19 protein-coding genes are annotated in these 26,324 nt (G+C 68.2%); 11 read left to right on the plus strand and 8 right to left on the minus strand.

Going from position 1 to position 26,324, the window contains the following annotated elements:
- Positions 1-27 precede the first annotated feature (27 nt).
- Both I847_RS0104940 and I847_RS21970 read left to right on the plus strand, forming a co-directional pair.
- Entirely contained in the window at positions 28-927 is a 900-nt protein-coding gene (locus I847_RS0104940) for a hypothetical protein (RefSeq protein ID WP_034608848.1), read from the plus strand.
- A 52-nt stretch (positions 928-979) separates the two neighbouring features.
- A complete protein-coding gene (locus I847_RS21970) occupies positions 980-2,401 on the plus strand; it encodes a glycoside hydrolase family 30 beta sandwich domain-containing protein (protein WP_155855991.1) in 1,422 nt (473 codons plus the stop codon).
- 29 nt (positions 2,402-2,430) lie between these two features.
- On the opposite strand, the gene I847_RS26575 is transcribed toward I847_RS21970, so the two are convergent.
- The gene (locus I847_RS26575; protein ID WP_155855992.1) at positions 2,431-2,583 is read right to left on the minus strand and encodes a hypothetical protein; all 153 of its coding nucleotides are present in this window, start codon (positions 2,581-2,583) and stop codon (positions 2,431-2,433) included.
- A 281-nt stretch (positions 2,584-2,864) separates the two neighbouring features.
- Here I847_RS26575 and I847_RS26580 point away from each other — a divergent pair, with 281 nt between their 5' ends.
- The 3 genes from I847_RS26580 (at position 2,865) to I847_RS21980 (ending at position 5,771) form a co-directional block, all read left to right on the plus strand.
- Entirely contained in the window at positions 2,865-3,119 is a 255-nt protein-coding gene (locus tag I847_RS26580) for a hypothetical protein (protein WP_155855993.1), read from the plus strand.
- Between the two features lie 184 nt (positions 3,120-3,303).
- Positions 3,304-5,064 carry a sensor histidine kinase gene (locus tag I847_RS25370; RefSeq protein WP_051274443.1) on the plus strand — a complete coding sequence of 587 codons (1,761 nt, stop codon included), beginning with the start codon at positions 3,304-3,306 and terminating at the stop codon, positions 5,062-5,064.
- Complete coding sequence (locus I847_RS21980; RefSeq protein ID WP_231384076.1) at positions 5,061-5,771, plus strand: response regulator transcription factor; 711 nt, start codon at positions 5,061-5,063, stop codon at positions 5,769-5,771. Before I847_RS25370 ends, I847_RS21980 begins: the two co-directional genes overlap by 4 nt.
- Before the next feature lie 442 nt (positions 5,772-6,213).
- Here I847_RS21980 and I847_RS26585 read toward each other — a convergent pair whose 3' ends face one another.
- Both I847_RS26585 and I847_RS0104980 read right to left on the minus strand, forming a co-directional pair.
- Positions 6,214-6,387: a hypothetical protein gene (locus tag I847_RS26585; RefSeq protein ID WP_155855994.1), complete on the minus strand. Its 174-nt coding sequence runs from the start codon at positions 6,385-6,387 to the stop codon at positions 6,214-6,216.
- A 1,167-nt stretch (positions 6,388-7,554) separates the two neighbouring features.
- The gene (locus I847_RS0104980; RefSeq protein ID WP_034608850.1) at positions 7,555-8,550 is read right to left on the minus strand and encodes an HNH endonuclease; all 996 of its coding nucleotides are present in this window, start codon (positions 8,548-8,550) and stop codon (positions 7,555-7,557) included.
- Between the two features lie 399 nt (positions 8,551-8,949).
- Here I847_RS0104980 and I847_RS0104985 point away from each other — a divergent pair, with 399 nt between their 5' ends.
- On the plus strand, positions 8,950-9,954 hold the full coding sequence (locus tag I847_RS0104985; protein ID WP_028048815.1) for an Abi family protein: 1,005 nt from the start codon (positions 8,950-8,952) through the stop codon (positions 9,952-9,954).
- A 113-nt stretch (positions 9,955-10,067) separates the two neighbouring features.
- Here the strand turns inward: I847_RS0104985 and I847_RS25375 are convergent, their stop codons facing one another.
- The 5 genes from I847_RS25375 to I847_RS0105005 form a co-directional block, all read right to left on the minus strand.
- The gene (locus I847_RS25375) at positions 10,068-10,487 is read right to left on the minus strand and encodes a tyrosine-type recombinase/integrase (RefSeq protein ID WP_051274444.1); all 420 of its coding nucleotides are present in this window, start codon (positions 10,485-10,487) and stop codon (positions 10,068-10,070) included.
- Between the two features lie 163 nt (positions 10,488-10,650).
- A complete protein-coding gene (locus tag I847_RS26590; RefSeq protein ID WP_155855995.1) occupies positions 10,651-11,040 on the minus strand; it encodes a hypothetical protein in 390 nt (129 codons plus the stop codon).
- A gap of 172 nt (positions 11,041-11,212) precedes the next feature.
- Complete coding sequence (locus I847_RS0104995; RefSeq protein WP_028048816.1) at positions 11,213-15,769, minus strand: helix-turn-helix domain-containing protein; 4,557 nt, start codon at positions 15,767-15,769, stop codon at positions 11,213-11,215.
- A gap of 220 nt (positions 15,770-15,989) precedes the next feature.
- Positions 15,990-16,157, minus strand: coding sequence for a hypothetical protein (locus tag I847_RS26595; protein ID WP_155855996.1), 168 nt, complete (start codon positions 16,155-16,157; stop codon positions 15,990-15,992).
- Between the two features lie 133 nt (positions 16,158-16,290).
- Positions 16,291-17,238: a serine protease gene (locus I847_RS0105005; protein WP_028048817.1), complete on the minus strand. Its 948-nt coding sequence runs from the start codon at positions 17,236-17,238 to the stop codon at positions 16,291-16,293.
- A 331-nt stretch (positions 17,239-17,569) separates the two neighbouring features.
- Between I847_RS0105005 and I847_RS0105010 the strand changes: the two genes are divergently transcribed.
- From I847_RS0105010 to I847_RS0105030, 5 genes are all read left to right on the plus strand, one after another.
- On the plus strand, positions 17,570-19,042 hold the full coding sequence (locus I847_RS0105010) for a DUF3375 domain-containing protein (protein WP_028048818.1): 1,473 nt from the start codon (positions 17,570-17,572) through the stop codon (positions 19,040-19,042).
- Positions 19,035-19,772, plus strand: a complete 738-nt coding sequence (locus I847_RS21995) for a DUF4194 domain-containing protein (protein WP_196804469.1) — start codon at positions 19,035-19,037, stop codon at positions 19,770-19,772. Before I847_RS0105010 ends, I847_RS21995 begins: the two co-directional genes overlap by 8 nt.
- On the plus strand, positions 19,769-23,146 hold the full coding sequence (locus I847_RS0105020; RefSeq protein ID WP_028048819.1) for an ATP-binding protein: 3,378 nt from the start codon (positions 19,769-19,771) through the stop codon (positions 23,144-23,146). Before I847_RS21995 ends, I847_RS0105020 begins: the two co-directional genes overlap by 4 nt.
- Positions 23,143-24,393, plus strand: coding sequence for a DUF3322 and DUF2220 domain-containing protein (locus tag I847_RS0105025; protein ID WP_028048820.1), 1,251 nt, complete (start codon positions 23,143-23,145; stop codon positions 24,391-24,393). Before I847_RS0105020 ends, I847_RS0105025 begins: the two co-directional genes overlap by 4 nt.
- 1,116 nt (positions 24,394-25,509) lie before the next feature.
- Positions 25,510-26,301 (plus strand): hypothetical protein, encoded by a 792-nt coding sequence (locus tag I847_RS0105030; protein WP_155855997.1) that lies wholly within the window; start codon positions 25,510-25,512, stop codon positions 26,299-26,301.
- Positions 26,302-26,324 lie beyond the last annotated feature (23 nt).

Here is a 26,324-nt window from a genome sequence, read left to right on the forward strand (position 1 = left end):
GCCGAATCCCTTCCCCGGGGTGGGGTCGTGTCGTTTCGCCTCCGGGTTCATGAATCGACCCAGAGGTCCTATCTCAAGGACGACTACAGGTTCATCCGCGGCGAATCGTTCTTCGTCAGCATCCGCTTCAACGACCTGCTTCCCGTCGCGTTCGTCGTGGCGGAGGACGCCGAACCGGGCGACAGCGGGATCGAGGCGTTCACGATCGTGGCAGCCCACCTCGCGGAGCACGTGCGCAAGCGAGGGTTCTCGGCTCAGCCCGGCCTGGGCTCGCCGGCTCCGGTGGAGCTGCAGCTGCTCGCTCTGCCGGAAGCGGAACGGTCGCGGCCCACCGGCAGCCCGGCTGTACGGCGACCGAAGGTGGAGCTGGGCGACGCGGCCGAGTATCCGGAACGTCGTCGGACCTTCTACTACGACGCCACCCAGTTCTCGGACGCGGACAACGCTCGAGAGCAGCTCTTCCGCGAGCTCACCCCCGAGCTGGCCCTCTTCCAGTACCTCAACTACCTGAAGGACCAGCAGCGACGAGAGGCCCGCGAGATCCGGACGCTGGCGAAGCTCCTCTCCGGCCGCCACGCGGAGCCCTGGCTCAAGGGTCTGCTCACCCGCGTCGGCTCGCGGGCGGAGACGAACGAGCTCGTGGCGGCCGTGTGGAACGCCAAGCTCGGCGCAGAACGCAGTGCCGAATATGCCTCCCGTGCCGTCGACGACCTGTACGCGGTCGCGCCGCTCGCGAGTCTGCGTGCTCTGCTGCACGCCGCGTCGTCGCCGACGAAGAACCCGTCGCTCGACTACGCCGAGGCCACGATCCAGCATCTCGACACCCAACGGAGGCTCGACTACCAGGTGGCGATCGCCACCTCGGTAGCGCTCTTCGCGGCACTGCTGACGGCGACCGTGGGGATCGTGAACGCGGTCGTGCGCTAGAGCGTCGACCGACCACCGACGGACACCGCATGCACCCAAGGAGAGGCGCCACGTGCCGTACGACGAGGTCTCACCAGCCGGCGCCCACGACGTCGCTGAATGGGTGGTGACCACGCAAGAGCAGCCGTGGCGGACGCAGGAGCCACGTGCCGCGACGCGGTTCGCCGGACAGTTCGACGTGATGGTCCTGCCGGAGGCGAAGCGGCAGACGATCGCGGGATTCGGCGGCTGCTTCAACGAGCTCGGCTGGACCGCCCTGCAGCTGCTGGACGAACGCGATCGCGAGTCGATCCTGCGAGACCTCTTCACTCCCGCGGGACTCAACCTCAGCATCTGCCGTACGCCGGTCGGCGCGAACGACTTCTCCCGCGACTGGTACTCCTACGACGAGACCCCGGACGATCTGGAGCTGAGGAACTTCAGCATCGCCCAGGACCACGAGACGCTGATCCCGTTCATCCGGGCCGCGCAGGCTCATCGGCCCGGTCTGCGCCTCTGGGCCTCCCCGTGGAGCCCACCGACCTGGATGAAGACCAACGGCCACTTCGCCGCGTCGATGCCATGGCCGGGCAGCGGAGTCGAGAACGGCCTTCGTCCTGACCAGGTGGGCGTCGAGGGCACCGACATGTTCCGTGTCGACGACGCGCACCTTGCCGCGTACGCCGAGTACTTCGCCAGGTACGTCGCGGCGTACCGCGCCGAGGGCATCCGCATCGAGACGGTGATGCCGCAGAACGAGTTCAACTCCGCGCAGGTCTTTCCGAGCTGCACCTGGACCCCCCAGGGCCTGTCACGGTTCATCGCCCATCTGGGCCCGCGCATGGCCGACCTCGACGTGTCGGTGTTCCTCGGAACTCTGGAGCGGCCGGACGCCGGCCTCGTCGAGGCGGTCCTCGAGGACGCCGCGGCCGGGCCGTGGGTGCGGGGCGCCGGCCTGCAGTGGGCCGGCAAGGGCGCGATCGCGGCACTCCGGCACACCCGACCCGAGCTCGCGCTCTACCAGACCGAGCAGGAGTGTGGCGACGGGAAGAACGACTGGCGCTTCGCTCGGCACACCTGGAACCTGATGAAGCACTTCCTCGGCAACGGCACGCAGGTCTACTCGTACTGGAACCTCGCCCTCACCGAGGGCGGGCGCAGCCGGTGGGGCTGGACGCAGAACTCGCTGGTGGTCGTCGATCCGGAGGCCAGAACCGCCCGGTACACCTACGACTACCTCGTGCTGAAGCACGTCGCCCACCACCTGCAGGCGGGCGCCCGTCTTCTCGAGTCGTTCAGCCTCTCCGGCTTCGAGAACCAGCTCGCGTTCGCCAACCCGGACGGCAGCGTCGTCATCGTGGTCCAGAACGACCTGTCCGAGCCGCTCACGGTTCGGATGGCGGTCGGGGACCACGTGGTCGCGCCGACCCTCCCCGCCGACTCGTTCGCCACCCTGGTCCTTCGGCCAGGGCTCAGCGCGCGAACGGAACACTGACGTCGCGCGCTCTCGGCGCGACCGGGCCCTCAGAGGTCCGGAAGGTCCTCGCCCTCGGCGGGCTCGCTCGGGTGATGACGGCCGCCCGTGTCCTCGGCCTCCCCCGGTGCGTCGCCCTCGGCGGGCTCTTGGGCGTGTGCCCGCATCGCGTCGTCGTCGTTCGTCGCGGTCTGTTCGCTCATGTCGGGAGTGCCTCCTTCGCCTGCGCGCTCCTGGGAGAGGGCGTCACGACGACCGTACGCTCGGCCGCCCGATTCTTCCGGTCGGGACGACGACGGACGGCGTCGCGGTCCGGCGGGCAGCCGCTGCGCCGAGCTCCCTCGGTCGGCGCCGGCGTGCCTGAGCATCGCCGGGTCCGCGCAGCCGGCGAACGATCGTCGCAGGTCAGCGCCCTTTGTCACCGGTTTGGACTCTGATACGTTCCGAGGGCCCGCAGACGCGTGGCGCGAGCGCGGGAGACGCCATGCGGGGTGCTGGGCCGGGCGAGCGCGAGCGGATGATCCGCCGGCTGTGCGCGACGGTGGCTGTTCTGTCAATCGTGGGCGCAGCGATCGTCGTTGCAGGTCCCGCACAAGCGGCGACGAGCCTGACCCAGACGACCGCAGTGGCCAAGAGGCTCAGCCCGACGCCGACGCCGACGACCACGGGCACCTCCACGGTCGACGTGGAGCTCGACATCCTGGGCCATCACCTCCGCCACGTCGTCTTCAGCGGCTGAGCTCGTCCACCGACTGCCACAGGTCGCCCTGCAGAGTCGCGCGGACCGATAGCACGAACGCGCCGGTGGGGTCCTGCCCGGTGCTGGGTCTGCGGGAGCGTAGGCGCCGCATCCGGGTCTTCCCGGCACATTCGTCAGGGGAAACCCCCGGTTCGCCATTGCCTGCGTCGGGCACAATCGAGGTGTGGACCGCAGGTCGTCCCACCCGTTCGCACTTCCCGTCGCGGCCGCCGCGGCGGTGATCGGTGTGATCCCGACCGTCGTCGTCCTCACCCACGCGGACGGCTATGTCACGGCGATGCTCGGAGCTCTCCTGTGGCAGCTGATGGTGGTCCTCGCCGGTGCGTTGCTCTGCGTGAACCCGGAGTCGCGCGGCCACGGGTTGCGCCTGCTCATCGCGTCGGCGCTCCTGGGACTCGGTCTGCTCAGCGACCCGGCGTTCGGTCAGCAGGGCTACTGGAACGAGATCGGAGGGGTGCTGGAGTGGATGCCCGTGCCCCTGCTCGCGACCGTGCTCCTGGCCTACCCCGCCGCGAAGGTCGCCACGCGCTCCGGACGCGTGCTCATCGGCATGCTGTGGGTGTGGGCCACCGTCCCCGGGACGGTCAGCGCGCTGGTGTGGAACGACGTCGCCGCGGGCTACGACGACACCCGGCCCTGGTTCACGGTCGTCGAGATGAACGACGTCTCCCTCGCGATTCTGGACGTGAGGGCGTGGTGGGCCGCGGGGCTGGCGATCTGGTTCGTCATCGTGCAGGTCGGGCGCTGGCGACGCGCGCACGGCGTCGCGCGGATCCCGATCCGGATCATGGCGGCGGGCGGCGCCGCGCTCGCCGTCACGATCACCCTGCGCATGCTCACTCTGCTCGCCTACTGGGCCGGGCTCATGCCTCCCGTGGTCTACGCGGTCCTGGGCAACGTGCAGAACGTGATAGGTCTGCTCGCCGGGGCTGCTCTCCTCACCGTCGGACTACGCGCGGTGGCGCATCGCGGGGTCGTCGTCGAACGGCTGCTGCTCGCGAGCGGTGACCCGGTCGCGTTGCAAGGTGTGCTGCGCGAGGAGCTCGTCGACCCGACCCTCCTGCTGTCGTTCCGCGTCTCGGGAACCTGGGTCGGCGTCGACGGCGAGCTGTCCCGCGTCCCGCCCGGCGCAGGCCGGATGGAGCGAGAGATCGTCGAGGACGGCGGTGTGACCGTCGCGCGGATCGATGCCGACGACCAGGTGCTCGCCGACCCTGCCGGCTTGCGGGTGACCCTGGCCGCTGCGTCGATCGCCGTCCAGAACACCCGCCTCACCCTCGAACGCGCGGCCCACGTCGAGGAGGTGCAAGCCTCCCGGGCACGGATCGTGGAAGCGGGAGTCGCGAGACGCCGCGAGCTCGAACGCGACCTGCACGACGGTGCCCAGCAGAGCCTGCTCGCTGTGGCGGCGACCCTGTCGCGGGCGTCGCTCAGCGAGGACCCCGACGAGATGCGCGCGGTGGTCGGCGACGCGCGCGGGCAGCTGTCGACAGCCCTGGACGAACTGCGTCGGCTCGCGCGGGGCATCCATCCGGCAGCGCTGAGCCAAGGCGGGCTGACGGGCGGGCTGGCGTCGTTGGCCGCCGGGATCCCCGGGCTCGCCCTGCACGTGGACGACGACCTCGCGACGACGAACCTGCCCGCGGCGGTGGAATCGACGGCGTACTACGTGATCGCCGAGTCGGTGACGAACGCGGTCAAGCACGCCGGTAGCTGCACGGTCGCCGTGGACGTGGGACTCGACGTCGCCGGCCTGCGTGTGGTCGTGACCGACGACGGCGCTGGTGGCGCCGCCATGTCCCCCGGCGGCGGGCTCTCCGGACTGCGCGACCGTGTGCGGGCCCTCGGAGGCACGTTGGACGTGCACAGCGCCGCGGCCGGCACGCAGGTCCAGGCGGTCCTGCCCGTGGGAGCGACCGCATGAGCGCATCGTTGCGCGTCGTCCTGTGCGACGACTCAGGGATCTTCCGCGACGGACTGCAGCTCCTGCTCGAGCGTGCAGGGGTCGACGTCGCGGCCTCCGTCTCGGACGTCGCCGCCCTGCATGCCGCCGTGGCCGAGCAGCTCCCCGACGTCGCCGTGGTCGACGTCCGGATGCCGCCGACACACACGGACGAAGGCATCCGGGCGGCCGTGAGCCTGCGCCGTTCCTTCCCGCAGGTCGGCGTCCTCGTCCTGTCGACGTACGTCGATGCTGCCTGGGCGCTCGCCCTCCTCGACGCCGTGCCCGACAGCGTGGGCTACCTGCTCAAGGACCGCGTCGACGACGTGGCGGGCCTGCTGGCCGCCCTCGAGCGCGTCGCCCGCGGAGGCGTGGCCCTCGACGCAGAGGTTGTCGCCTCGCTCGTCGCGACACGTCGGCACACCGAACCACTCGAGCAGCTCACCGAGCGCGAGCGCGCGGTGCTGGCCGCGATGGCGCAGGGCCTTTCGAACTCCGGGATCGCGCAGACTCTGTTCGTGTCGGTGAAGACCGTCGAGACCCACGTCGCGGCCGTGTTCCGCACCCTCGGCCTGCAGGAGTCGAGCACCGACAACCGTCGGGTCAAGGCCGCGCTGGTGTACCTCGGCGCGCAGTCGGACCCCCGGCTCGCCCGCGCGTTCCTCGGACCAGATCCTCGGCGAGAGTGAACGCTGCTCACGACCAGGCGGCCGAGCGCGGTGCAGCTCTCGCCGCCGTTCGGCGCCAGTCATCCTCCGCTCGGCCGGTGTGGGGTCGGGAACGACGCAGAAACGGCACGCCACGCCGGAATCGGGACGGCAACCGTCACCGATGACCGGCCAGGCGTCGCGCATGCCAGCGGTTCGCGGCAGGCGATCCCGTCACTCGGGGTCAGAGCGCAGGTGTCGGCCGGCGGTCCAACCACGTACACCGGCGGGACGCTGAGGTCCCCGGTCGGACCTGCTGGGCCGAGCACCCCCACGCCGACGGCGACCGCGGCCGCAACCAGCCCGCCGGCAACGGCAAGCCGGACCTGAGAGCGCGGTGCCGAGGGCGGTTTCGTGGGTGCGGGCTGCGGGTACAGCTCGAACTCGACGACCGTGCCGAGGTGCGGCCGCGCACGGCGCGAGCTCATGGCTCGACCAGCGAGCGATCGACGCTGGGCCCGGGCGACGGCGCCGGGACGTCGAGGCCGTGTGCGGCGCCACCCTGGCTGACAAGGAGCACGACGGTGAGGAGCATCGCGGTCCCGCCCGACACCAGCGCCGGGGTGGGCCTCTCGGATGTCCGACGGTTGGTAGGCATGGACCGACGGTGCGCCTGTCGGACGTACGCTCACATCGGGGCCGGCCCTGGAAACCGCCAGGGTAAACCCCGGCGACGCGCCCCCGGGGCAAGCGGACAACGGGCGTGTGGACCGTAGCCGGAGCGCCCCTACACGCTCGTGGGCGCAGCACTCGTGCATGGCGGTGATCGCGAGCGACGATCCGAAAACGGCCGATGGCCACGTCCGGCTCCTGTGTTCAGGATCCCGGCGTGGCCTCTGACCAGCACTTGTGGTGGAGCTGAGGGGATTCGAACCCCTGACCCCCTGAATCACCGCGCGGCACTCCGCCCATTGCGCAATCTCGGCGTTCTTCGGCGGTTAGCCCTCTGACCTGGCCCGACGCCGGGATCGGCGTGCGTTGCGAGCCCATCCTATGGGAACTCTTCGGCGCTTTTCGAGCCCGTTCGGCACCGCAAAGTGTCCAATTCTTGTCCATCGCGTACATTCCGAGGAGCTCGAGAGTTTGATTGAAGTAGGCGCGACATCCTCTGTCGCCGGAGGCGAGAGGTGCAAGCGCCGGGCACCGAGCTGATGTGAGGCGGCACGCCAAGTCCGACAGAGGCGACCGGGATCCGTCGTCCGTGCGACCTGCTCATGGCGATCGGCGAAGCCGGGCGACGCGGGCCACCACAGGCCGCGGACGCGGCTGGTGGTGACGGCGACCGCTTCCACGGGTCGGATGCGGTGCTCGACGAGGGCCTCGAGGTGGCGTTGGTCGGTCTGGGCGGCGTGCGGTCCGGGGCACGCGGCCGCTCCAGTGGTGGTGTATCCGGCGCGCAACCAATGGCCGGTGATGTTCGGGTGGGGTAGCCCCGAAGCGCGGGCGCGTCGGGTGACGATCTCGGCCTCGCTAGACGTATCGCGCTCCGGTCGATCCCGGTCCGGCCTCAACGCGGGTCCAAGTCACAGTCATGACCACATTATGTCTGGCCCGACTGCCGCGTAACGTCGCAGCTGCAGCCAGGTTGAATCTGGAGAACACCAAGAATCCACGCGGCCCATTGCCCGCGACCCGCGAGTCGAGCGAGGCCCAATTGCTCACGACGCGAACGCGTGCGAACCCAGATGGAGCCAACCTGATCGACGAGCCGCTTCAGTCGGCCCTCGATTCGCGGTCGAACTCCTTCGCCGATCGTGGATTTCGCCTAAGCGACCTTTGCGCCCTTCGAGCGGTTGCACTTCCAGCACAGCGTCTGGAGGTTCTCCGGCACGCTCAAACCGCCTTTGGACACCGGGGTGATGTGGTCGACCTCGAGCAGCAAGTGCGGCTCAGCGGACAGCGAGACCCCGCACGTCACGCAGGCGTAGTTATCGCGCTCCTTGATCTCGCCACGAAGTCGGGTCGTCATTAGCGCGCGCTGCCCAGCAGCGGACTTGGCCCACCTGATTTTGTCGACCAAGGTCGAAGAGAGGGCCTCAAGCGTCGAAGTGTTGAGTTCGACGCTCGTCTCCTGAGCACTGTTGCCGCCGGCAGAGGTGTACTGGAACTTGTACCGGGGGTAAGGCACCTCGATCGGCGACAGGTGAACACCGATCTGATCCCAGAACTCCGAGCGGTAGTGTTTGAGGATGAATTTCGGTGGATTGATCAGTGCGGTGATGTCCGCCTCGCGCCGCTTGACGTTGACAACGGCGTCTTCCAGCCTGGCAATGTCGTCGGCGACTCGCTGGACGTCGGCAAGTGTTTCCTGATCGGCCGCGATAGAGAAGTACTTCATTAGGTATTTGATCGGTTCGGCGCTGGCGCTGCGCACGACCTGCAGTGAGGCGTTATGCACGTGCGGGGCGTAGTCGGCGACGTTTCGGTCGCGGCGATAGTTCCACGCCGAGTTATTGTCGAATGAGGCGAGGTGTGCGTACTGACCGGACGACGATGCGCCGAGCTCGAACGAGCCCTTTGCGCGAATCTCCTGGACGTAGTCGACAACGTCGTTGTGTTCGACTACGACGGCGGCGACCTCAGCCTTTAGCGTCTGGAATTGCTGCGAGGCAAAGTAGCGATTTTTGCGAACTGCACGAACAATGGGGTTGGCGATAATGATCGCTGCAAGCGCCAGCACGGTGAGCCAAAAGCTGCTCGAGGCCGCCGGGACGGCGATGACTGCGACGATGAGCAGGACGATGAGGAGTGCTGCGGGCATCTGCGACGGGTCCTTTGGCGCTTCATGTTGACAACGGATGTTGAGAGCGAGGCCCTCGCATCCCGGCTGGTGCCGACAGGCTACGCGCGATCGGCCGGAGCTAATGGCACCTTCGGCCAGCAAGTCCGGCGCTTGTGCGTGCTCAGGGTGGCCCACTTTTCAACCGTCGCTCTGGCCTACTTTTCGTCCGTCGCCGACAACTTTGCCCGCACGGTGCTCTGCGGCTTTTCCAGGCGAGGCTCGAGCCAAGAGCGACCGTCCAGCAAACGCGCCGGTTCGCGGCTCCACGTGTTCGATGACCGCAGGCCGAAGCCGTGCTAGCCTCGGTGAACCACATCCCCCACGCCTCTCCACGATGCGCACTTGGGGGATTTTCTCTGTAGTGGGCGGAGGAGCCCGGTGCCTGGACCCTCGCGCGCGCCACGCGCTGCGCGGCCGCGCGGCACTCTCACCTACGACAAGCCGCCGCTGAGCCTCGACGCGCTCGTCGGCCGCCTCAGTGAACGCGGTCTGGAGATTCCCGACTCCGAACGGGCACGTCGCTACCTGCGGCACATCGGCTACTACCGGCTGTCGCCCTACACGATCCCGTTCCAACAGGGCGGACCTGATCACGTCTTTCGCGATGGGACGTCGTTCGACGACGTACTCGATCTGTACGTCTTCGATCGAGGCCTGCGGCTCTTGGTCATGGACGCGCTGGAGCGCGTCGAGGTCGCGATGCGCGCAGCCCTGACCGACCACATGTCGACGACCTACGGGGACCCGCACTGGTACGTCTCCGCGACGCACTTCCGCAGACCCAACACGCACGACGGGCTCCTGCGGATCGTGCGCAACACGTGCAACGAGCGGCTGGCGGGGTCGTCGGATGCCGGGCAGGACCTGCTGGTCCACCGATCGGCCCTTGAGCACTACCTGACGGCGTACGGCTCGCCCGAGTTGCCGCCCTCCTGGCTGATGGTCGAGACACTTACGATCGGTCAGTTGACCACCACGTATCGCAATCTGAGCAGACGGTCAGACCGGACCGCAGTCGCCGGGGCGATCGGCCTTAGCGCGCCGGTGCTGGAGTCCTGGTTCCAGACCTACGTGCGCGTGCGAAATGTCTGCGCCCACCACGGGCGGCTGTGGAACCTCGGGCTCGGCGTTTACCCGGCGATCCCGTCCACAACGACGATCTCGTGGTTGCAGGGAACCGATGCCCTTCCGGACCGCTCAAGGAGGCGCATCTACCCGGTCCTTGTCTCGCTGCAATCCATACTCGACTCGGTGTCTTCGCGCAGCAGCTGGGCGAGCCGGCTCCATGCACTCCTCAACGACCGTCCGCCGATGAACCTGAGCGGCATGGGCGTCCCCGAGGGCTGGGCTGACGACGGGTTCTGGAGCCGCCACCTCACCTGAGACGCCGCGCACCACGAGTCGCGATCCAGGACGCGCTTCCTCGGCGCGCTAGGCGCGAGTGGTAGGCGGGTCAGGCTCCCAGCCTGGCGCGGTGGGGGCGCGTATGCAGAGAGCTACAGGCCGAGGTCGCGGCTGGTGGTGATGGTGAGGGCTTCCATGGGGCGGATGTAGTGCTCGATGAGGGTCTTGAGGTGGCGGTGGCGCGTCTGTGCGGCGATGCGGTCCAGGGGGACGCCGGCGGCTGCGGCGGTGGTGGCGTGCCCGGCGCGGAGCGAGTGGCCGGTGATGTGCGGTGCGGGGAGCCCGGCGGCGCGGGCGCGCCGGGTGACGATTCTGGAGGCGGCGGTGGCGGAGATCGGGTCGCCGGTCGGGGCGTGGTGGTTTCGTTGGGCCGTGAACAGCGGGCCGGGTGCGGTTCCGCGCAGGTTCAGCCAGGTGTCCAGGGCGGCCAGGGGGCAGGTCGGGGCGTGGCGTCCGGGAGCGACGGCGACGACCTGGCCGCGGGCTTCCTGGTCGGTCTTGGACCGGCGCAATGCAGCAGCAGCCCGCCCGGGTGCGGCTCGAGATCGGCCAGCCTCAGGGCGGCAAGCTCGCCGGGACGCAGCGCGGAGGCGAAGCCGAGCAGGATCAGGGCGCCGTCCCGGGCACCGGCCCGCGTCGTGCCGTCGATGGCGGTGACGATCGTGGTGATCTCGGTCAGGTCCAGGGCGTGCGCGGGGTGTCGGGCGGCGGTGCCGATCGTGCGGCGCAGACCGCGGCGGACCAGCCGCACGGTGTCGTCCCGGATCGGGTCGGGCAGGTCCAGGTCACGGTGGTGCGCGCCGACCGCGGCACGGCCAGCTCGAGCGTGGACATGCTGGCCCCGGTCTCGGCGCGTACGGTGAGGTAGGCGCTGACCAGGTGCGAGGACGCCGGCAGCGGCGGCACGTCGCGGCCCGCGCACCACCGGGCCCAGCCCCGCCAGGCGCTGGCGTACATGGCGCGGGAGGCCGGGGCACGCCCGGCCTGCAGGGCCGCCGTGATGCGGGCGACGTCGGTCTCGGTCAGGCCGGCGGGCAGGGACGCGGAGGCGGGATGCGTGGGCATGGCCCAGTACCCGCGCTCGTGGCAGCGCGGGAAAGATCCCAATTGATGTCCACCGCGCGAGGCGTGTTCGCCTCCCGCGTGGTGACGATCTTCGGCCGCGGTGGCGCAGATGAGGTCGGCACCGACCTGAACCCGGATGGCTCAGTAACGCTGCGTCGCAGGTCTTCGCCTGTCAGTCGCCCGCCGACTGCATGAAGGCCGCGAAGACTCGGCGGCCGACCGCGGCGTCCAGCCGACTGACGAGAGTCGCGATGACACGGCTCGTCGCCGCAGGACCTACCGTGCTGATCAGCGACTCACATAGCACGTCCACGAACGCAATGAGCGAGTCCGCGGCCGGATAGTAACGCTCACCGAGCTGCTGGGCGGCGTCGATGACAAGTTCGGTGACCCGGCCCGAATGCTCAGCCAAGGTCGGAGTTCCCGGCTCTCCACTACCGGAGTAGACGTCGGCGAACACCGGGTCAGCGTTGAAGACAACCCACGTCAGCAGCGCCGAAATGACCTTCGGGCGAACAGCTGGCGCGGTGGCAAGAGCCAGGCCGTTGGCAGCGAGGTACGCCCACTGGGCGACACGCGCCGCTTCCATGTCGGCCGGCCGGCGGCGAAAGAGCAGCCGGAACTGGCTCCACGCGCTCGGCAGGTCGGCCCAGACAACGGGCCTTGACAGCGCGAGGGCGAAGGCACTGCCGAGGTCCCAGTCGGAGCGAGCTGCCATCAGGTCCCACGGTGCATCAAGCGGCAGATCGACGACCTTGTTCTCGCGCAGGGCCGCTGTAGCCGTCGCGACGGTGGCCGCGTCAGCGGTCGCTTCAATGAGATCGAGCGAGCCGAACGCCTCGACGTCCATCGAGCGTGCGAGACGGCGCATGGCGGTGTCGTCCGCCCACAATGGGATGCCGAGCTCCTTCGCGACTGTGATCGCGCTGAGCCATTCATCGACACGAGTCGCTCCCGTGACCGGCGCGACCTGGAGGCCCTGAATATCGGCCCACACTGCTTCGGCATCCACTGCCAACTCTTCGGCTTGCTCCTCCGTGATCTCGAACAATGTGGGTCGCTGCTCGCGCGCGTTCCACCCCATCGTTCCCGTCGATTTCATGGCGAGTGACCCGCGCGCGCGGGCGATGTCCTCGCGGACGGGAGCCGGGATGACCACCGCGTCGAAGTGAGCGGCCAGACGTTTGAATGCGATCCCGGTCCACGGTGCAACGACGACCGCGGTGGTGTCCACGACGGCGCGCCCGTTCAGGGCAAGCTTTGCTGCCCGAACACCCTGCCCCGCATCGTCCTCGACGGCGAGCACGTAACCGACATCGCGGCGAATGAGCATCTCAGTACAGGTGCGGCCGGCGATCTCAGCAAGGACGGTGAGTGGGTACCGGCCGGCTTGGACTTCCAACGCTGCGTCTTCGACAGCGTGTCGGTGGTCGCTTCCGCGTCGGAGCACCTCGATGAGCGGCTCCAGGTTGTCTTCCTCGACCTTCACCTGCTTGATCGATGCGTTCTCGCCGTGGCGTGCGAAGTAGTCCTCCGCGTACTTGCGGAATTCTGCGATCTGAAGGTCGTCCAGCGGTGCGCCTGGCGCCATCAGGACGACCGACAGGGCTGTGGCGGCGATCTGCTCGTCTGCTGCCCAGTCTGATGCCGCACGCGCGAACAGGGTGTAGACGGTCGGGTTGGCCAGCGTGAGCGATGTCTTGGTAAGTCCCCGACGCGGCGAACGCTGGTCGTCGATGTCACGGCGCAGTATCGACAAGAAGAGTTGCGCCTTCTCGCGGCGGTCGAACCTCACATCCGGCGCGTTGACGAGGACTGTCGCAGCTCGGTCAAACTGTTCCTGGAAGTACAGTGCCTCGGCAAGACGCCAATACTCGATCTCTGGCACCGGAAGCTCGCTGTCGGCCATGGCGCGCATGGCCTGCTCGGTTCGGACGGCGACCTCTTGCCACTGGTGCTGCTCGTAAGCGATCTGCTGCAATGCTCGCACGGCGGTGAGATGCACCGGTCTGCCCTGGTCGTCTGCGAGTAGGTGGAGCGCGATCTCGCGCGCGTACGCCAGCTGGCCACCCTTCATCGCAATCTCGAGCGCCTCAGTAACAAGAGGTGTGTCGCCTCGGCGGACGCCTTCGTTGAAGACGAGAGTTGCCGCGTCCATTACGCGACCGGCCGCGACGAGCGCGTCCGCGTGGGTCTCGAGGGCGAGCTCAGATTGCGTGAGCGCTCGGACGCGAGTCATCGCGGTCTGCGTGTCGCCCTGGCTCAAGTTTATTCGTGCGCGAAGCACCTCCGCCAAGTCGGAGTCACGTGCCTCGAGGGCGTCGATGCGTGCCGTGACCGTTTCCTGTTCGGTCGGGCCGAGCGAATTGAAGAGTCGGGTGAGGGCGAGAAGCGGTTGGGTGCTGCGGTGTTCGCTGCTACCAGTGGACAGGTCAAGGGCGGCGAGAAGCGCCGCTTTGGCCTCTTGCGCCATTTGTGGTCGGCCGCTGAGAACGGCAGCGCGCAGTAGTTGACGATCGATGGGATCGGGACTCTTGGCAGCGAGTTCGAGCGCGAGCTCGTTCTTGCCGGCGAGGCGGGCAATCTGTGCGCTGAGCCGCACTACGTCCGCGTGTCGCGCCTCCGGCTGCGTGGCGACACCGTCTGGGGCGGGCAGAAGCAGACGCAGTGCACCGACGGCGTCGCCTTGAAGTGCGCGTGCGTGAGCGGCGATCGCCAACGCGGTGCCAGCCTGCGCGCTGCCCCAGTCGCGGTAGACCTCACGGGATCGCAGGGCCTCGGACTCGACGGTCTTCGCGCGCTTGGAGACGTTTCCGTTCGGGTCAGCTTCGCGACCAGACAACGCGACCAACATCACGAGCAGGGCCTGCGCGTGTACTAGCCGGACTCCCTCTGACTTAGGCCGAAGGGTCAACGCCCACTCTGCGAGTTGCAGACCGTCGTCGGCGAGGTCGCCGGTTAGTGGGTTCCCGCGAACCCCCCGGGCCGCCATCCCCGACTGGACCCCCAGCTGGTCGGCCGCACCGGGCGCAAGCATCATCAAGGCGAGGACGCACAGAATGCTGGCGCCGAGCATGTCTCGCAGCTCCGCGTCGAGCAGCGCGGTCGTCGAAGGTCCTTCAGGAACCCGGAGTACGCCGTTAGTGTCTTGCAGCCCGAGCGCTGCGAGCGCGGCCTCCGCTCCGGCCTTTGCCTCGGCTACGTCAGCGCGGGCGCGGGCTTGATAGAAGCGGACGACGCTCCCAAACCGGGTTAGAACGTCCTCGGACAGGTCGTCGAACACATGGGTTGCCGACTCCTCATCGCCGTCCAGTGCGTCCAAGACATCACCCAAGCGGTCGACGCGCGCAGCGAGTGTGAAGTATGCCTGCGTTTCGCCACTACCCGTGAGGGCGGCGGCCTTAGCGGCATGCTCGAAGCCGCGCCAGGCGATGGTCGATCCGGCCAGCGAGGCCAGGGACGAGACAAGTGCCCACCCGTCGCCAGTGTCGTCCTCACGCAACCAGGCAGGCGGCCGATGCAAGGCTCGGCTCAGCCACGTCGCAGCGCTCACGTTCCCCCGCCGCATCTCGGTCACTGCGGCCATGGCTGAAGCTGCCCGGGAAACCGATCGCGCCTTGAGGCGCTCAATCCAGACTTGAAGGCCGCCCGGCAGCTGGATGTCAGTGGTGTCGAGCTCGCTGTTGGGCGGCCCACCTTGCACCGAGGGGGGGCCTCCAACGAGCTTGAAGTCGTCCGGCCCGGCAAAGACGAGGATGTCGCGAAGCATGCCAGCAGCGTTCGCCGCCGCCCGCGGTTGTCGGTCCTCGTCCGTGGACGCTGTCTTGTCGTCGACGAAGTCGGACAGACCGCGAACCACTAGGACTGGCAGTGCGTGGATATCAGATCCCGCTGCGAGTCCGAACGACTCCATGTCGAGTGCCGCCGCGTCCTGGAACCGGGAGCTGATCTCGGCCATGACGGGGCCGTTCGTATCGGTCTGAACGGCCTCCACGGAGACGATCGGGGCGACGAAGGCATGCGGGTGGGTGGCACTGTAGTGGTGGCTGCGCATGGAGGACGTCCACGAACTGTCTTCGATGCAGGCGCCGACGAGCGATAACAAGGGAGCAGGCACCGAGTACGTCTTGTCCCTGCCCAGGAGCTTGGAGCCCGTCCCGGTACTCACCTGCTTGCCTGCGTACGGATTATGAATGCGGTTGGCAATGACGACATCGCCGTGGCGGTGATCGGACGGTTTGAGCCCTGCAGCGGTCCCGACGAACGCCACGAGGTCGGCATGCAGTTCGCCGGCAGCGAGCCCGACGAGTGCCGCCGAGGTCGCATTTCCCATGCCTGCACGGCCGAGGTACACCGTCCAGTTGATCCCCGCGCCAGGGACGTCGCCGCTCAGCATCGAGATACCCCCGACACGCACTCGCTTGGTGTTCACCAAGCGGTTGCGTACCTCGGTGTGCTCAAGTTCGACCGCGGTGACAATCAGCACCACCCCTTCGGTCGGCGAGCCGCGCAGCTCACTGAGTTCGGCAACGTCAGCTGTGGTGGTCCAGCGCGTCGCCCGCCCTTCCGTCGTCGAGCTGAGAAGCCCTTGCTTCATCAGCCCCTTGAGCAGTCGGTTGGCAGTGTTTGGCGCAACTCCGATGATGTCGGCGATCTGCCGGCCACTGAGCGGATCGGCCGACCGTCGCAGCATCCGGAGCAGGTCGACCTCGATCGCGGTGTACGCCATGCGAGGAGTCTGGCAGGCGCGCACGCTGTGTGCAAGATCCCAAACGCATGAACATGGCATGTTCTAGCCCGTAGCGCCAAACACATACCAGGCGACGACGAGAACGAGTCGGATGAGCCCCGCTCACGCCTGCACTCACGTCAGCTGCCGGATCCGCTCGCGGGTGGAGCGCCGGACCTCGTCCAGAATCGGGTGGTGGCCTGCCTCCGCGGCGAGCTCGTCAAGGATCGGGTCGAGGTGCGCCCAGGGCGTCTAGGACCTGCATGCGGCGTGCGCGTGCCCGGGCGGTGCCGATGCCCCAGGAGACGGCCTCTGCGTCCAAGTGCTTCCCGGTGACCTCCTCGAGGTGCGCGGCGTCGGACACCTTGAGCGCCAGAGCCGTGGTCACGCCGATGCGGTCCCCTGGAAAAGCGAGAGGAGGCCCCGTCGGCCGCGGAGGCGCGGACCGACAAGCGCTCGTCCCACTGTGCTGGTCCGGTGTCGTGTGCGTCGCGGCGTCGGCCCCGGGATGGCTGGTGTCATCATGCAGGTGCAGGTGGATTGTCACCGTCGGTCCACGGCACATACAGCACTTCATCGACACCCGTAATTGTGAATGCACTACGACCTTCGATTCGGCATAGCTCGGGCGAGAGGTCGAGGATGTTCAGATTTCCGGGCGGGTACATGCCCACCGGATAGGTAAGGGACATGCTGTGACGCCACGCGTTCAGCATCCATGCAGCGTTCGTGAGGTCCTCTTCGTCGCTCGTCTGAAGACCAGTGGATACGACTCCGATGAGCATTCCCCAGGCATCGACGACGGCGCCCCCGCTCATGCCCCCCCGAGTCCCGCAGGAGATTGTGAAGGCTGGGAACGGGAGCAGGTGAGGGTCGCGCCTAGGCATGTGCACCTGGGTCACCGATCCTCGGGCGATCAGCAGATTTCCAGCAATCTCTCCGACGACTTCACCGGTTTGTGGATTCGCGGTCGCGGACACCCCTTGGACCCGGTAGCCCAACACGGTGACAGGTTCAGCGTCTACCGGCATGCGGGTCGTTGTGGGCAGCATCGTGTGGACGAATTCTGGGGGCAACGGCGACTCGCATCTCAAGGATAGGAGGGCCAAGTCCTCGTTCTCTCCGTGGCTGATGTGGTAGCAGGTCCACACGAGCACGCCTGTGGTGGCGGTGCCAGTGGTGAAGCACTGAACCTTCAACGTGCCGTCGAGAAGCTCACGGACGCGATCGCCGAAGACGTGTGTCGCGGTGACGGCCAGGCCGGGTGCGATGAAGACAGCAGAGCCGAGCAGTTCAGGAAGGCCGCCCTCCGAGCGGACTAAGCCGACGATCAGGATGGCACCGTCAAGCGATGTGTCATCGGCATGTTGGGGATCGGCGGATAGGCCGGCGATGGTGAAGGTGGTGTGGCGCACGTTGAACGTGAGCGGCGCCTCCTGACTTGCCGAGGTCTCGTTGGCGTCCGTCATGTGCCCTCCGGGGTGGTCGCGCACCGATGCCCGTCGTGTCGCCGACTCACGAGCGCGACGGCGTTCGATGCGAAGAGTCTTTCGGCGCCGGTGCTCCGACCGGACGTCTCTCGTGGGTGAACCACTGGAACGGAACCAGTCGGATCATTTTGCAATAGTGGACGCAGATCGACAGTAGCTTGCAAGGTTCGTTCGGTCCGAAGACTCTCGGCGCGTGCGCCGACCCCGCCGCCCTATATGCGAGCAAGGACCCCGTTTCTGCTGGTCAGGACGTGTGGCGGGCGGGCAATATCGTCACGGATGTCAGTGCAGCCACCTACGCTGTGCCCCGATGATCACGAGAGCTGAGGGCGCCTACCTGGGAGCCGTCCGGGCGTTCCAGAATCCGATGCTCGACCTTCTCCACAAGCGGTACGCGCCGCTGGTCGTCTCGCTCCTGTCGCTCCTTTTCACGTCGGACAGACGGCAAATCCCCGTTGCCGACGCGCACACCGAGGTGGGCGACGCCCTCGACCAGCTGCGCGCCGCGGGCTACGGCGACGACCTTCCCGTCGGTTCGGCGCGCGACATTTGCCGCGGATGGGCCGATGCCGGGTGGCTCGTGCGCCAGGTTCTCGACGACGACGTTGAGGTTTACCGTCTGTCGGCGCACGCTGTCGGCGCTCTCGAGGTCGCGGGGCGCGCAGGCGGAGCGCGGGCGCGGGTGTCGCAGTCGCGCGTGCGCACGCTCCTCGAAGCGGTCGAGCATCTGGCGCAGGACGCGGACCCGGACGTACTGGTGCGCATCGCGCGCCTTGACGCGGAGATCGGCAGGCTGCGCGAGGAGCTCGCACGCATCGATCAGACCGGCGAGGTCGACAGAGTCGACGACGAGCAGCTCCTCGAGGAAGCGGAGAACGTCGTACACATGGTGCGCGAACTGCCCGCCGACTTTGCCCGCGTGGCCGAGTCAATCCGGGCTATGCAGCGTGACGTGGTGCACGCGCTGCGTCAGGACGAGCGCCCGACCGGGGAGGTTCTGCGCGAGTACCTCGAGCGTGGCGAGCACGTCATGGATGCCACGCCCGAAGGCCGTGCGTTCGCGGGCGCGCTGCGCCTCATCGGGGACCCGCAGCGCCTCGATGAGCTGGCCGGACAGCTCGATGTCGTGCTGCGTCAGCCCTTCGCGAAGCGTCTGCCCACTCAGCAGATGATTGAGCTGCGCGAGCTTGCGCGCCGCATCGAGCATGGGCTTGACCAGGTGTTCGCGGCCCAGCGCGAGGCTTCGCTCGTCATCACTGCGCAGGTGCGCAACCACGATCCGTTGCGTGACCGGCAGGTCGATGAGCTGCTGCGCGACGTGATGACCGGGTTGCAGGCGTGGATGCCGGATGCGCGTCGTGGGCAAGCAGTGGATCCGCTGCGCCGGCTGCCTGTGGTTGAGGTCGAGCACCTGCGGCAGACACCGGGAGAGCTGCGGCCGTCGCAACCGCCGGCCGCGCTTGAGGCTTGGGACGACGACGGCTCGGACGTCTCGACCGACGACGCACGTGCCTGGGGCGGCCCCCAGTACCTGTTGCTCGACGCCCGGCTAGCCGCTGCAGCGGACGGTCCCGGCCCTGTGGATGTCGCGGACGCGTTCAACGCAGCACCCGACGCGCTGCGGCGGCCGGTGGACCTGCTCGGCATTCTCGAACTCGCGTTCGCGCGCGGCATGACCGAGACCGATGAGCTCGCTTTCGTCGACACCGTGCGGCCCGACGGCACCCGCCGACGGTTCGCACTCGGCGGCGTGAAAATCACGATGAAGGACACGGATGACTGACATGGCCGAGCTAACCCGCGACGCGTTGCATGAGTCGGAGGACGGATTCATCGCGCCTGTGGCGATGGAGGACGACCCTGCCGAGCTGTTCGCAGGTGACCGCGGCACCCTCGGCGCCGACGTGCGGCGGGTACTCGTGCGGCTCCTTCAGCGCCGGTTCCTGCTTGCGGAGCGGACACCTGGGCTGTGGACCACGCTGCTGGAGAACCAGCCGGTGATCGAGTCCCGGATGCATGACCTATTCGTGCATCTCGTCGTCGACCACGACCGTGGCCTGGCCTACAAGCGCCAGGTCCGTTCGGCCGAGATGGACGTGCCGGTCCTGCTGCGCGACGAGGCGTACTCGCGCGCCGAGACCCTCGTGCTCGTCCACCTGCGCACCGTCTTTCAACGCGAGCGCGGTTCCGGCGAGACGTCGGTCCGTGTCGACGTCGAGGAGCTCGAGCAGACTGCCATGACGTACTTCGACGCCCAGGACACCAACGTCGCGGGACATCAGCGTGAGATCCGCGCAGCCGTGGCGCGACTCGCGAAGGAAGGCCTGATCGAGGAGGAGTCCGAAGGGCGCTACCGCGTCACGCCTCTGGTCGAGATCGTCCTCAGCAACGAGCAGCTCGTCGAGCTCCGAGACTGGCTGCGCACGCGCGGCGAGGCAACGCCCGGCGACATCGACGTGGAAGTCACGGACGATGAACGACCCGCCGACGACGAGGGACGCGACGCTCGATGACGATGATCGACACCCTCTTCGGGCTGATCCCTGCGGCTTCCACAGGACAGCAGTGGATCGCGCGCGAGATGCAGCTCGTCAACTGGGGCGGCTACGACGGGCACCACCGTCTGCGGCTCGCGCCTAGCGCGACCTTGCTCTCGGGAGCGTCGGGCTCGGGCAAGTCGACATTGATGGACGCCTACATCGCTTTGCTCATGCCGCACACGACACCGTTCAACGGGGCCTCGAACGGCGGCGTCGTCGGTCGGCCGCGCGGCAAGGATCAGCGCAACGTCGTGTCCTACGCACGCGGCAAGCTCGACGAGTCGCGCACCGAGGACGGAACACGTGAACGCGTGCTTCGTGGCGACGGCCGCGACACCTGGTCGGCGATCGCGATGACCTGGGGCGACCACTCCGGCGCTGCGCTCACCGCTGTGCGGGCGTGGTACGTCCCGTCGACGGCGCGCACACTCGAGGACGTCATCGCCGTGCGGGCGACGCGCAACGGCGAATTCGACCTCGCAGACCTGGAGTCAGCTGCAGCAGGGCGCCTTGCGCGCGCCGCGGTCTCCGCGAAGGGTTTGACCTGCTACGACACCGACCGCGACTTCACGGCGCGCCTGCACTCGACGCTTGGGATCGGGGCGTCAGGCGACGGGGCCAAGGCCGTCGCGCTGCTGGGACGCATCCAAGCCGGCCAGCAGATCACGACCGTTGACGCGCTCTACAAGTCGATGGTGCTCGAGGAGCCCGGCACGTTCGCGACCGCCGACGCCGTGGTGGAGCAGTTTGACAAGCTCACCGGCACTCACGAGCAGATGCTCACGGCACAACGTCAGGTAAAGGCCCTCGAACCGATCCGGCAGCACCGGACTGCGGTCGAGACCGCGGCGAGTCGCATGCTGGTGATCGATGCGATCGGGTCGTTCGACGAGGGTGGTTCACCCGCTGCGCTGTGGCGCAACGAACGGCGACTGGATCTGCTGCGCGCGCTCGAGCAGGATCTGCGGCGCCGCCACCGCGACGCGCTGCAGCTGACAGCTGAGACCACCGCCCGGATCACGGCCGCGCGGTCGGAGCTCGAGGGCGTCAAGGAGACCCTGTGGGCCTCGGGCGGCGACCGGCTCGCGACGGCAAACCGAGAGTTGCGCGCGGCTGACGCCCGGCTGGGTGACGTCCGGCGATCCCGAACGCGCCTCGACACACTCGTCGCGGGGGCTGGCGCCGCGCCGGTGACCTGCGAGACCGATCTTGCTGCGCTGATCGCGCGGGCGCGCGGTGCACTCGGCGATGCTCGCGGCACGCGCGACAACCGCGCGGTGCTGGGTGAGGCGATGGCCGAGCGCAAGGAGGCCGCGGCGGCCCTGGCGGACCTGCGCAACGAACGCGGCGACGTCGAGCGACGCCGAGACAACGTTCCCCGCGACCTGCACCGCGCTCGGACCGTGCTTGCCGCCGCAGCGGGCCTCTCCACCGACGACCTGCCCTTCGTCGCCGAGCTGGTCGAGGTCCGCACCGAGCATGAACCGTGGCGCGACGCGTTCAACTTGGCGCTCGGTGGCTTCGCGACGTTGATGCTCATCGACTCGGCCCACCTGCAGGCTTTCCGCAGGGCGATCGACGTGGTGCCAGTCGCACGGCGACTGCGCTTCCAGGGCGTGGCGACCGGCCTGAGTGACGACGTTGCGCTCGACCCGAGGACTCTGCCGGGACGGCTGGACTTCCGCACCGGGCCTTTCACTGGGTGGCTGCGTGCGGAGCTTGCACGTCGGTTCTCGTTCGTCTGCGTCGACACGCCCGGTGAGCTCGCGCAGCACGCGAAAGCAGTGACCAGGTCGGGTCAGGTATCCGAGGGCTCGCGCGGTGCGCATGGCGGCCAGGGTGGCTCCAACGTGCTTGGCTTCACCAACACACGCCTTCTTTCAGACCTCGACGGCCGGATCGGGCGAGCCGAGATCAGGCTTGGGCTTGCCGAGGAGCGCGTCATCGAGGCGGATGGGCTGCTCGACCGGCACGAGGCAGAACAGCGCGCGTTCGCCTCGATCGCCGACATCACGTGGGAGCAGGTCGACGTCATGGGCGTCGAAGCGGAGCGAGCCAGGTGGGAGAGGGTCGTCGACGATGTGACGTCGGGCAACCCGCAGGTGACGCAGCTGCAGTCGCGTGCCGCCGAGCTGGAGAAGACCGTTCAAGAGCTGACCGAGGCTCTCGGCCGAGCCAAGGGCGAGACTCAGAAGCTGGCGGCGCACTGGTCCGACACGACCGACGAGGTCGACGTCGCGGCAACCGCACTGGACAGTGCACTCGAAGCACGTGAAGGCACCGACCTCGTGGTGCCCGAGCAGCGCATCTTCCTGGACGATCTGCTCGGCGCGTCGCTCGCTGACCGCGAACAGGTGGCGCTCAGCGAGCCGCTGGAGGCCCTCGGGGCCTTCGACGCAGTCCTTGCCCGCGCGGGCGAGGTCCTCCGCGGGCACCGTCAGCGAGCCCAGGAGGCGCTCGGCGCCGGCCGCGACGCGCTGCGACGCACCTTCGAGACGTTCGTCGAGCGGTGGCCCGACCCGAATCTCGGCACCGACCCCGATGCCTCCTACGGGGACTTCCACCGCATCCTGGCCGAGCTCGAGACGAACGGACTGCACGAGCTTGAGGCGGAGTGGAGACGCAGCCTTCTGCGTCTGTCCGGTAATGACCTGACCGACCTGCATCATGCCTTGAGCCGCTCCGTGCGCGAGATCAAGGAGCGCATCCGGCCCGTCAACGACATCCTCGCGGGGCTGCCCTTCGCGGACGACGAACACCGGCTCCGGATCGACGCACGCGATACGCAGTCGACGGTCGTCGCCCGGTTCCACAAGGAGTTGCGCGACCTGCGCGAACTACTCACGACGGACGCCACTGATATCGAGCGCGAGCGCCGCTATGCGCGCATGTCGCGCGTGATCGACAGGATCCGACGCACCGCGCCCGACTTCGCGGACCTGATCGACGTTCGCCGGCACGTTCGATTGAGCGCCGAGAAGGTCGACCTGGACGGCAACCACGTCGCGCTCTACGACCACATCGGCGAGAAGTCGGGTGGCGAGTCGCAAGAGCTCGTCGCGTTCATCGTCGGCGCCGCGCTGCGCTACCAGCTCGGCGACGCCGGAGCTGTGCGTCCCCGGTACGCACCGGTCTTTCTCGACGAGGCGCTCATCAAGGCAGACGCACGGTTCACCGGTCGAGCGGTCGGAGCATGGCGTGGACTCGGCTTCCAGCTCGTCATCGGCGCCCCCAACGACAAGTACGGCGCACTCGAGCCACACGTCGACCTCAAGTACGTGGTGCTTAAGGACGCCGTAGGACGCTCACACACGAAGCCTGTGGTCGGCGTCCCCGACGCGCCGTGACCGCCCGCCTCGTCAGCCCCGCGGACGCAGCCCAGGTCGTCGCGAGGCGGGTGGCAGAGAGTTGGTCCGCGGCGGTGTGTGCAGAACTCGACAGCGGCGAACCGTGGCACACGAGCGTGCCGCTCAGCCCTGGGGTGACGAGCGGGGCGCAACTCGCTCGCCTTGGCTTCGCGACGGTGCACGACTGGACGCAGGCGTGGGAGGCCACGCCGCGCGCGGGCGGTGTTCAACTTGCTCGGCGGCGCATCTCGGTCGAGCGAGTGCCGCGAGATGTTCCCGCGACGCTCGGTATCACCGGTCTCGACGCCGCCGTGGCGTTCCTTCGCGTCGTCGGTCACCAGCTGACCACCGTCGACCTTGAGCGTGCACGGTCGATCGGTCGCCGCGTGTTCGTGGCTGGCGGGAGGCTCACCCCCGCTTCACTGGCAGCTGTCCACGGGCTTCCCGACCACGACGTCGACACCGTCGTCGAAGCCCTAACGTGGCTCGCCGACAACACCGACTTGAGCGCGTGGACCGCGCGTCAGCTCCCGGTGCCGGGGATGCACTCCAAGTGGCTTGCGGCCCACGGCGCGCTGCTGCGCGACCTTGCTGGCCGGGACGTGCGTGGACAGGTGCGGGCCCGGCTCGCCGTCGTCCACCTGACCTACGTCGACCCGGCCTATCTCACTTCCGGAGGGCGCCGGCACGACGCGTGGACCGCGGGCGACACTCACCAGTTGGCCTACCAGCCAAGCACCGTCCTGATCGTCGAGAACCGCGACTGCAGGCTGTGGTTCCCAAACTCCGACGGGACAGTCGTGGTCGAAGGAGGCGGGCGCGCCGTCGCCTCTCTCATCGGTGACATCGACTGGCTTGGACGAGCCACGACAGTCGCCTACTGGGGAGACATCGACGCGGACGGCTTCTCGATCCTGAGTCACTTGAGATCGACACTTCTCCGCGCCCCCGAGGTGCGGCCTGTGGAGTCGATTCTCATGGGTCGCAATGCGCTAGCCCGTTACGCCCACCTAGGCGTGAACCGCGGCGCGGACGGACGGCAGCTCGGTCCGGCGAGATCCCATCTGACGCACCTCACAGCTGACGAACGCGACGCCTATCACGCTGTCGCGACCGCTGGTCCGGCGCCCATTCGACGTATCGAGCAGGAGCGGATTCCGTTTAGAGACGCCGTCGACGCGTTGGTGCAGCTCGTCGCAAGGACCGGCGCCGCGGGCCAGGTCCCACCGACCAGCGCGAAGCGATGAACACCTGACGGCTCGTACATATCGGCGTCGTGTAAGCGAGCCGCTGCCTTCTGGCTCATCGCGGTCGCAGGCGCGCACCGTTCGCCGTTGGTTCACTGACGGGCGAACGGCAAGTTCGGGATGACTAACTGATGCGGATGGCTACAGCCCCAGGTCGCGGCTGGTGGTGATGGTGAGGGTCTCCATGGGACGGAGGTAGTGCTCGATGAGGGTCTTGAGGTGGCGGTGGCGGGTCTGGGCGGCGATGCGGTCCAGGGGAGGCCGGCGGCTGCGGCGGTGGTGGCGTGCCCGGCGCGCAACGAGTTCCAGAGATCTGGCCCGCGCTTGCGCACCCGTCGGCCACTATCGGTGGGCGACGGCAGATGCCCACACCCAAGCGAACCCCTCGCGGCCGCCTGGGTCGACGTAGCGAACCCGTACCTGCGAGCTAGTCCAGGCGACCGCGTACCCGTCGGCGGCGAATGACTTGCCGCGCCCGCTTGTCACCCACACAAAGACCGCCAATGGTGTCTCGGGCTGCACCATCCGATCGCCCGCGCGAGCCTCGGCCGGCGCATCAATCGGTTGTTCGTGTGTCGGCACTCGCTCGGTGCCATGGATAGAACGCACGTTCGAACGATACTCGGTCGATCTCGGCGGTCCCGGCGTGCGGCGGCTCGAGAACGAACCGCCCCGCCGTGCGCGGCGAGGGCCGCGTCTACGTCGACCCACAGCGGCCGGGCGGCCTCGACTGCCGCTCCGAGTAGCGGTCACGTCGGAATTGCGACGTGCAGCCCATCCGTGCGTCGAAGCCCGACGCCCCGCCCGCTCCAGCGCCGTCGGTCACGCCTCGGCGGCAGTCCGATCAGGCCCTGCGTCGGCGCCGGGTGCCGGTTCTCCAGGCAAACGTTGATGTGATCGATCGCCCCAGCGGGCAACCTGCCGCACTCACTCATAGACACAACGGTCACATCGCCGTGATGCCCAACATGTGACTGTCCCGTCTAGAGGCTTCGAGAAGCGTGTTCCGGGTCCGAAACGACTCCGGAGGCGAACATGGTCGGGAAAACGAACCAGGGCGGCCACAGTGGCCCCGACGACTCGGAGCTCGTCCGCGACCGGCAGACCCTTCTGCGGATGCTCGACGCGATCGAGGGTGAAGGGTGGGACGGACCGACCGGGACGCGACTACTTACCTACCTTCGAGAACGCGTCGTTCGGCCGCTGGCGATCAGCGTCGGCCTTCGGGGTGCAGCGGCGTCGCAGGCGGAAGCTACGGCGTGGCAGGGGGTGTGGGTCGAACTCTCGCGACCATCGATCCGGCACGTCACCTCGCCATGGGGCGTCATCAGGCAAGTCGCCCGCCGGCAACTGTTGGGAGAAATCGTCGCCACTCGCTTTGGCACGAACGAATGGCGCGCGTGGAAGCTGAACGCCGACGCTCGCAACGGACTCATCTCACCAGCGGTCAGTCTCGACTCCTTGCTCGAAGCCGGATGGGAGCCGGAGGACGACGAGTGGATGACGGTGGACTCCGCAGATTCGAAGGTCGTCCTGACGGCTCGACGTGCCCTCGTTGCGATCGGCTGGAGCGACTGCGACGCGCGGCGGATTGTCGACGCGGTGCTCACCGCCCCGCCTTCTGACGGCGACGCTAGAACCCAGTTTCCCGGTTGGCGCACCATGGCGAGCGACCTGCAGATCCCCCCGTGGCAGGCGCGTCGACTCACGGTCGCACTGCGCGGCACGGACGACTGGCCGGGTCTCCTGGCTCGCATCGCTGCCGAGGGCGAGTCGGCCGTCGAAACACCTGCGATGCGTACCGCGCTGCTCACTACTCGCCGACGGTCGGATCGCTCGCCCATGCTTGCGGCGCAGCGCGCCGAGGGTGCCGTTGGCCGCGTGCATCCACAGCGCCGTGCCAGCTAGCACTTATCCACAGATTGAGCAGC

It is taken from the genome of Cellulomonas sp. URHD0024 (assembly GCF_000426185.1).
Lineage (GTDB): Bacteria > Actinomycetota > Actinomycetes > Actinomycetales > Cellulomonadaceae > Cellulomonas.

What these genes read in the sequence shown, in the direction of transcription:
- I847_RS0105005 (WP_028048817.1), bottom strand. Translation starts at nt 17,238, where the DNA reads ATGACGGACGCCAACGAGACCTCGGCAAGTCAGGAGGCGCCGCTCACG.
- I847_RS0105010 (WP_028048818.1), top strand. Translation starts at nt 17,570, where the DNA reads ATGATCACGAGAGCTGAGGGCGCCTACCTGGGAGCCGTCCGGGCGTTC.
- I847_RS26585 (WP_155855994.1), bottom strand. Translation starts at nt 6,387, where the DNA reads ATGCCTACCAACCGTCGGACATCCGAGAGGCCCACCCCGGCGCTGGTG.
- I847_RS0105030 (WP_155855997.1), top strand. Translation starts at nt 25,510, where the DNA reads ATGCTCGACGCGATCGAGGGTGAAGGGTGGGACGGACCGACCGGGACG.
- I847_RS26580 (WP_155855993.1), top strand. Translation starts at nt 2,865, where the DNA reads ATGCGGGGTGCTGGGCCGGGCGAGCGCGAGCGGATGATCCGCCGGCTG.
- I847_RS21980 (WP_231384076.1), top strand. Translation starts at nt 5,061, where the DNA reads ATGAGCGCATCGTTGCGCGTCGTCCTGTGCGACGACTCAGGGATCTTC.
- I847_RS26575 (WP_155855992.1), bottom strand. Translation starts at nt 2,583, where the DNA reads ATGAGCGAACAGACCGCGACGAACGACGACGACGCGATGCGGGCACAC.
- I847_RS26590 (WP_155855995.1), bottom strand. Translation starts at nt 11,040, where the DNA reads ATGCCCACGCATCCCGCCTCCGCGTCCCTGCCCGCCGGCCTGACCGAG.
- I847_RS0104995 (WP_028048816.1), bottom strand. Translation starts at nt 15,769, where the DNA reads ATGGCGTACACCGCGATCGAGGTCGACCTGCTCCGGATGCTGCGACGG.
- I847_RS21995 (WP_196804469.1), top strand. Translation starts at nt 19,035, where the DNA reads ATGACTGACATGGCCGAGCTAACCCGCGACGCGTTGCATGAGTCGGAG.
- I847_RS0104980 (WP_034608850.1), bottom strand. Translation starts at nt 8,550, where the DNA reads ATGCCCGCAGCACTCCTCATCGTCCTGCTCATCGTCGCAGTCATCGCC.
- I847_RS0105020 (WP_028048819.1), top strand. Translation starts at nt 19,769, where the DNA reads ATGACGATGATCGACACCCTCTTCGGGCTGATCCCTGCGGCTTCCACA.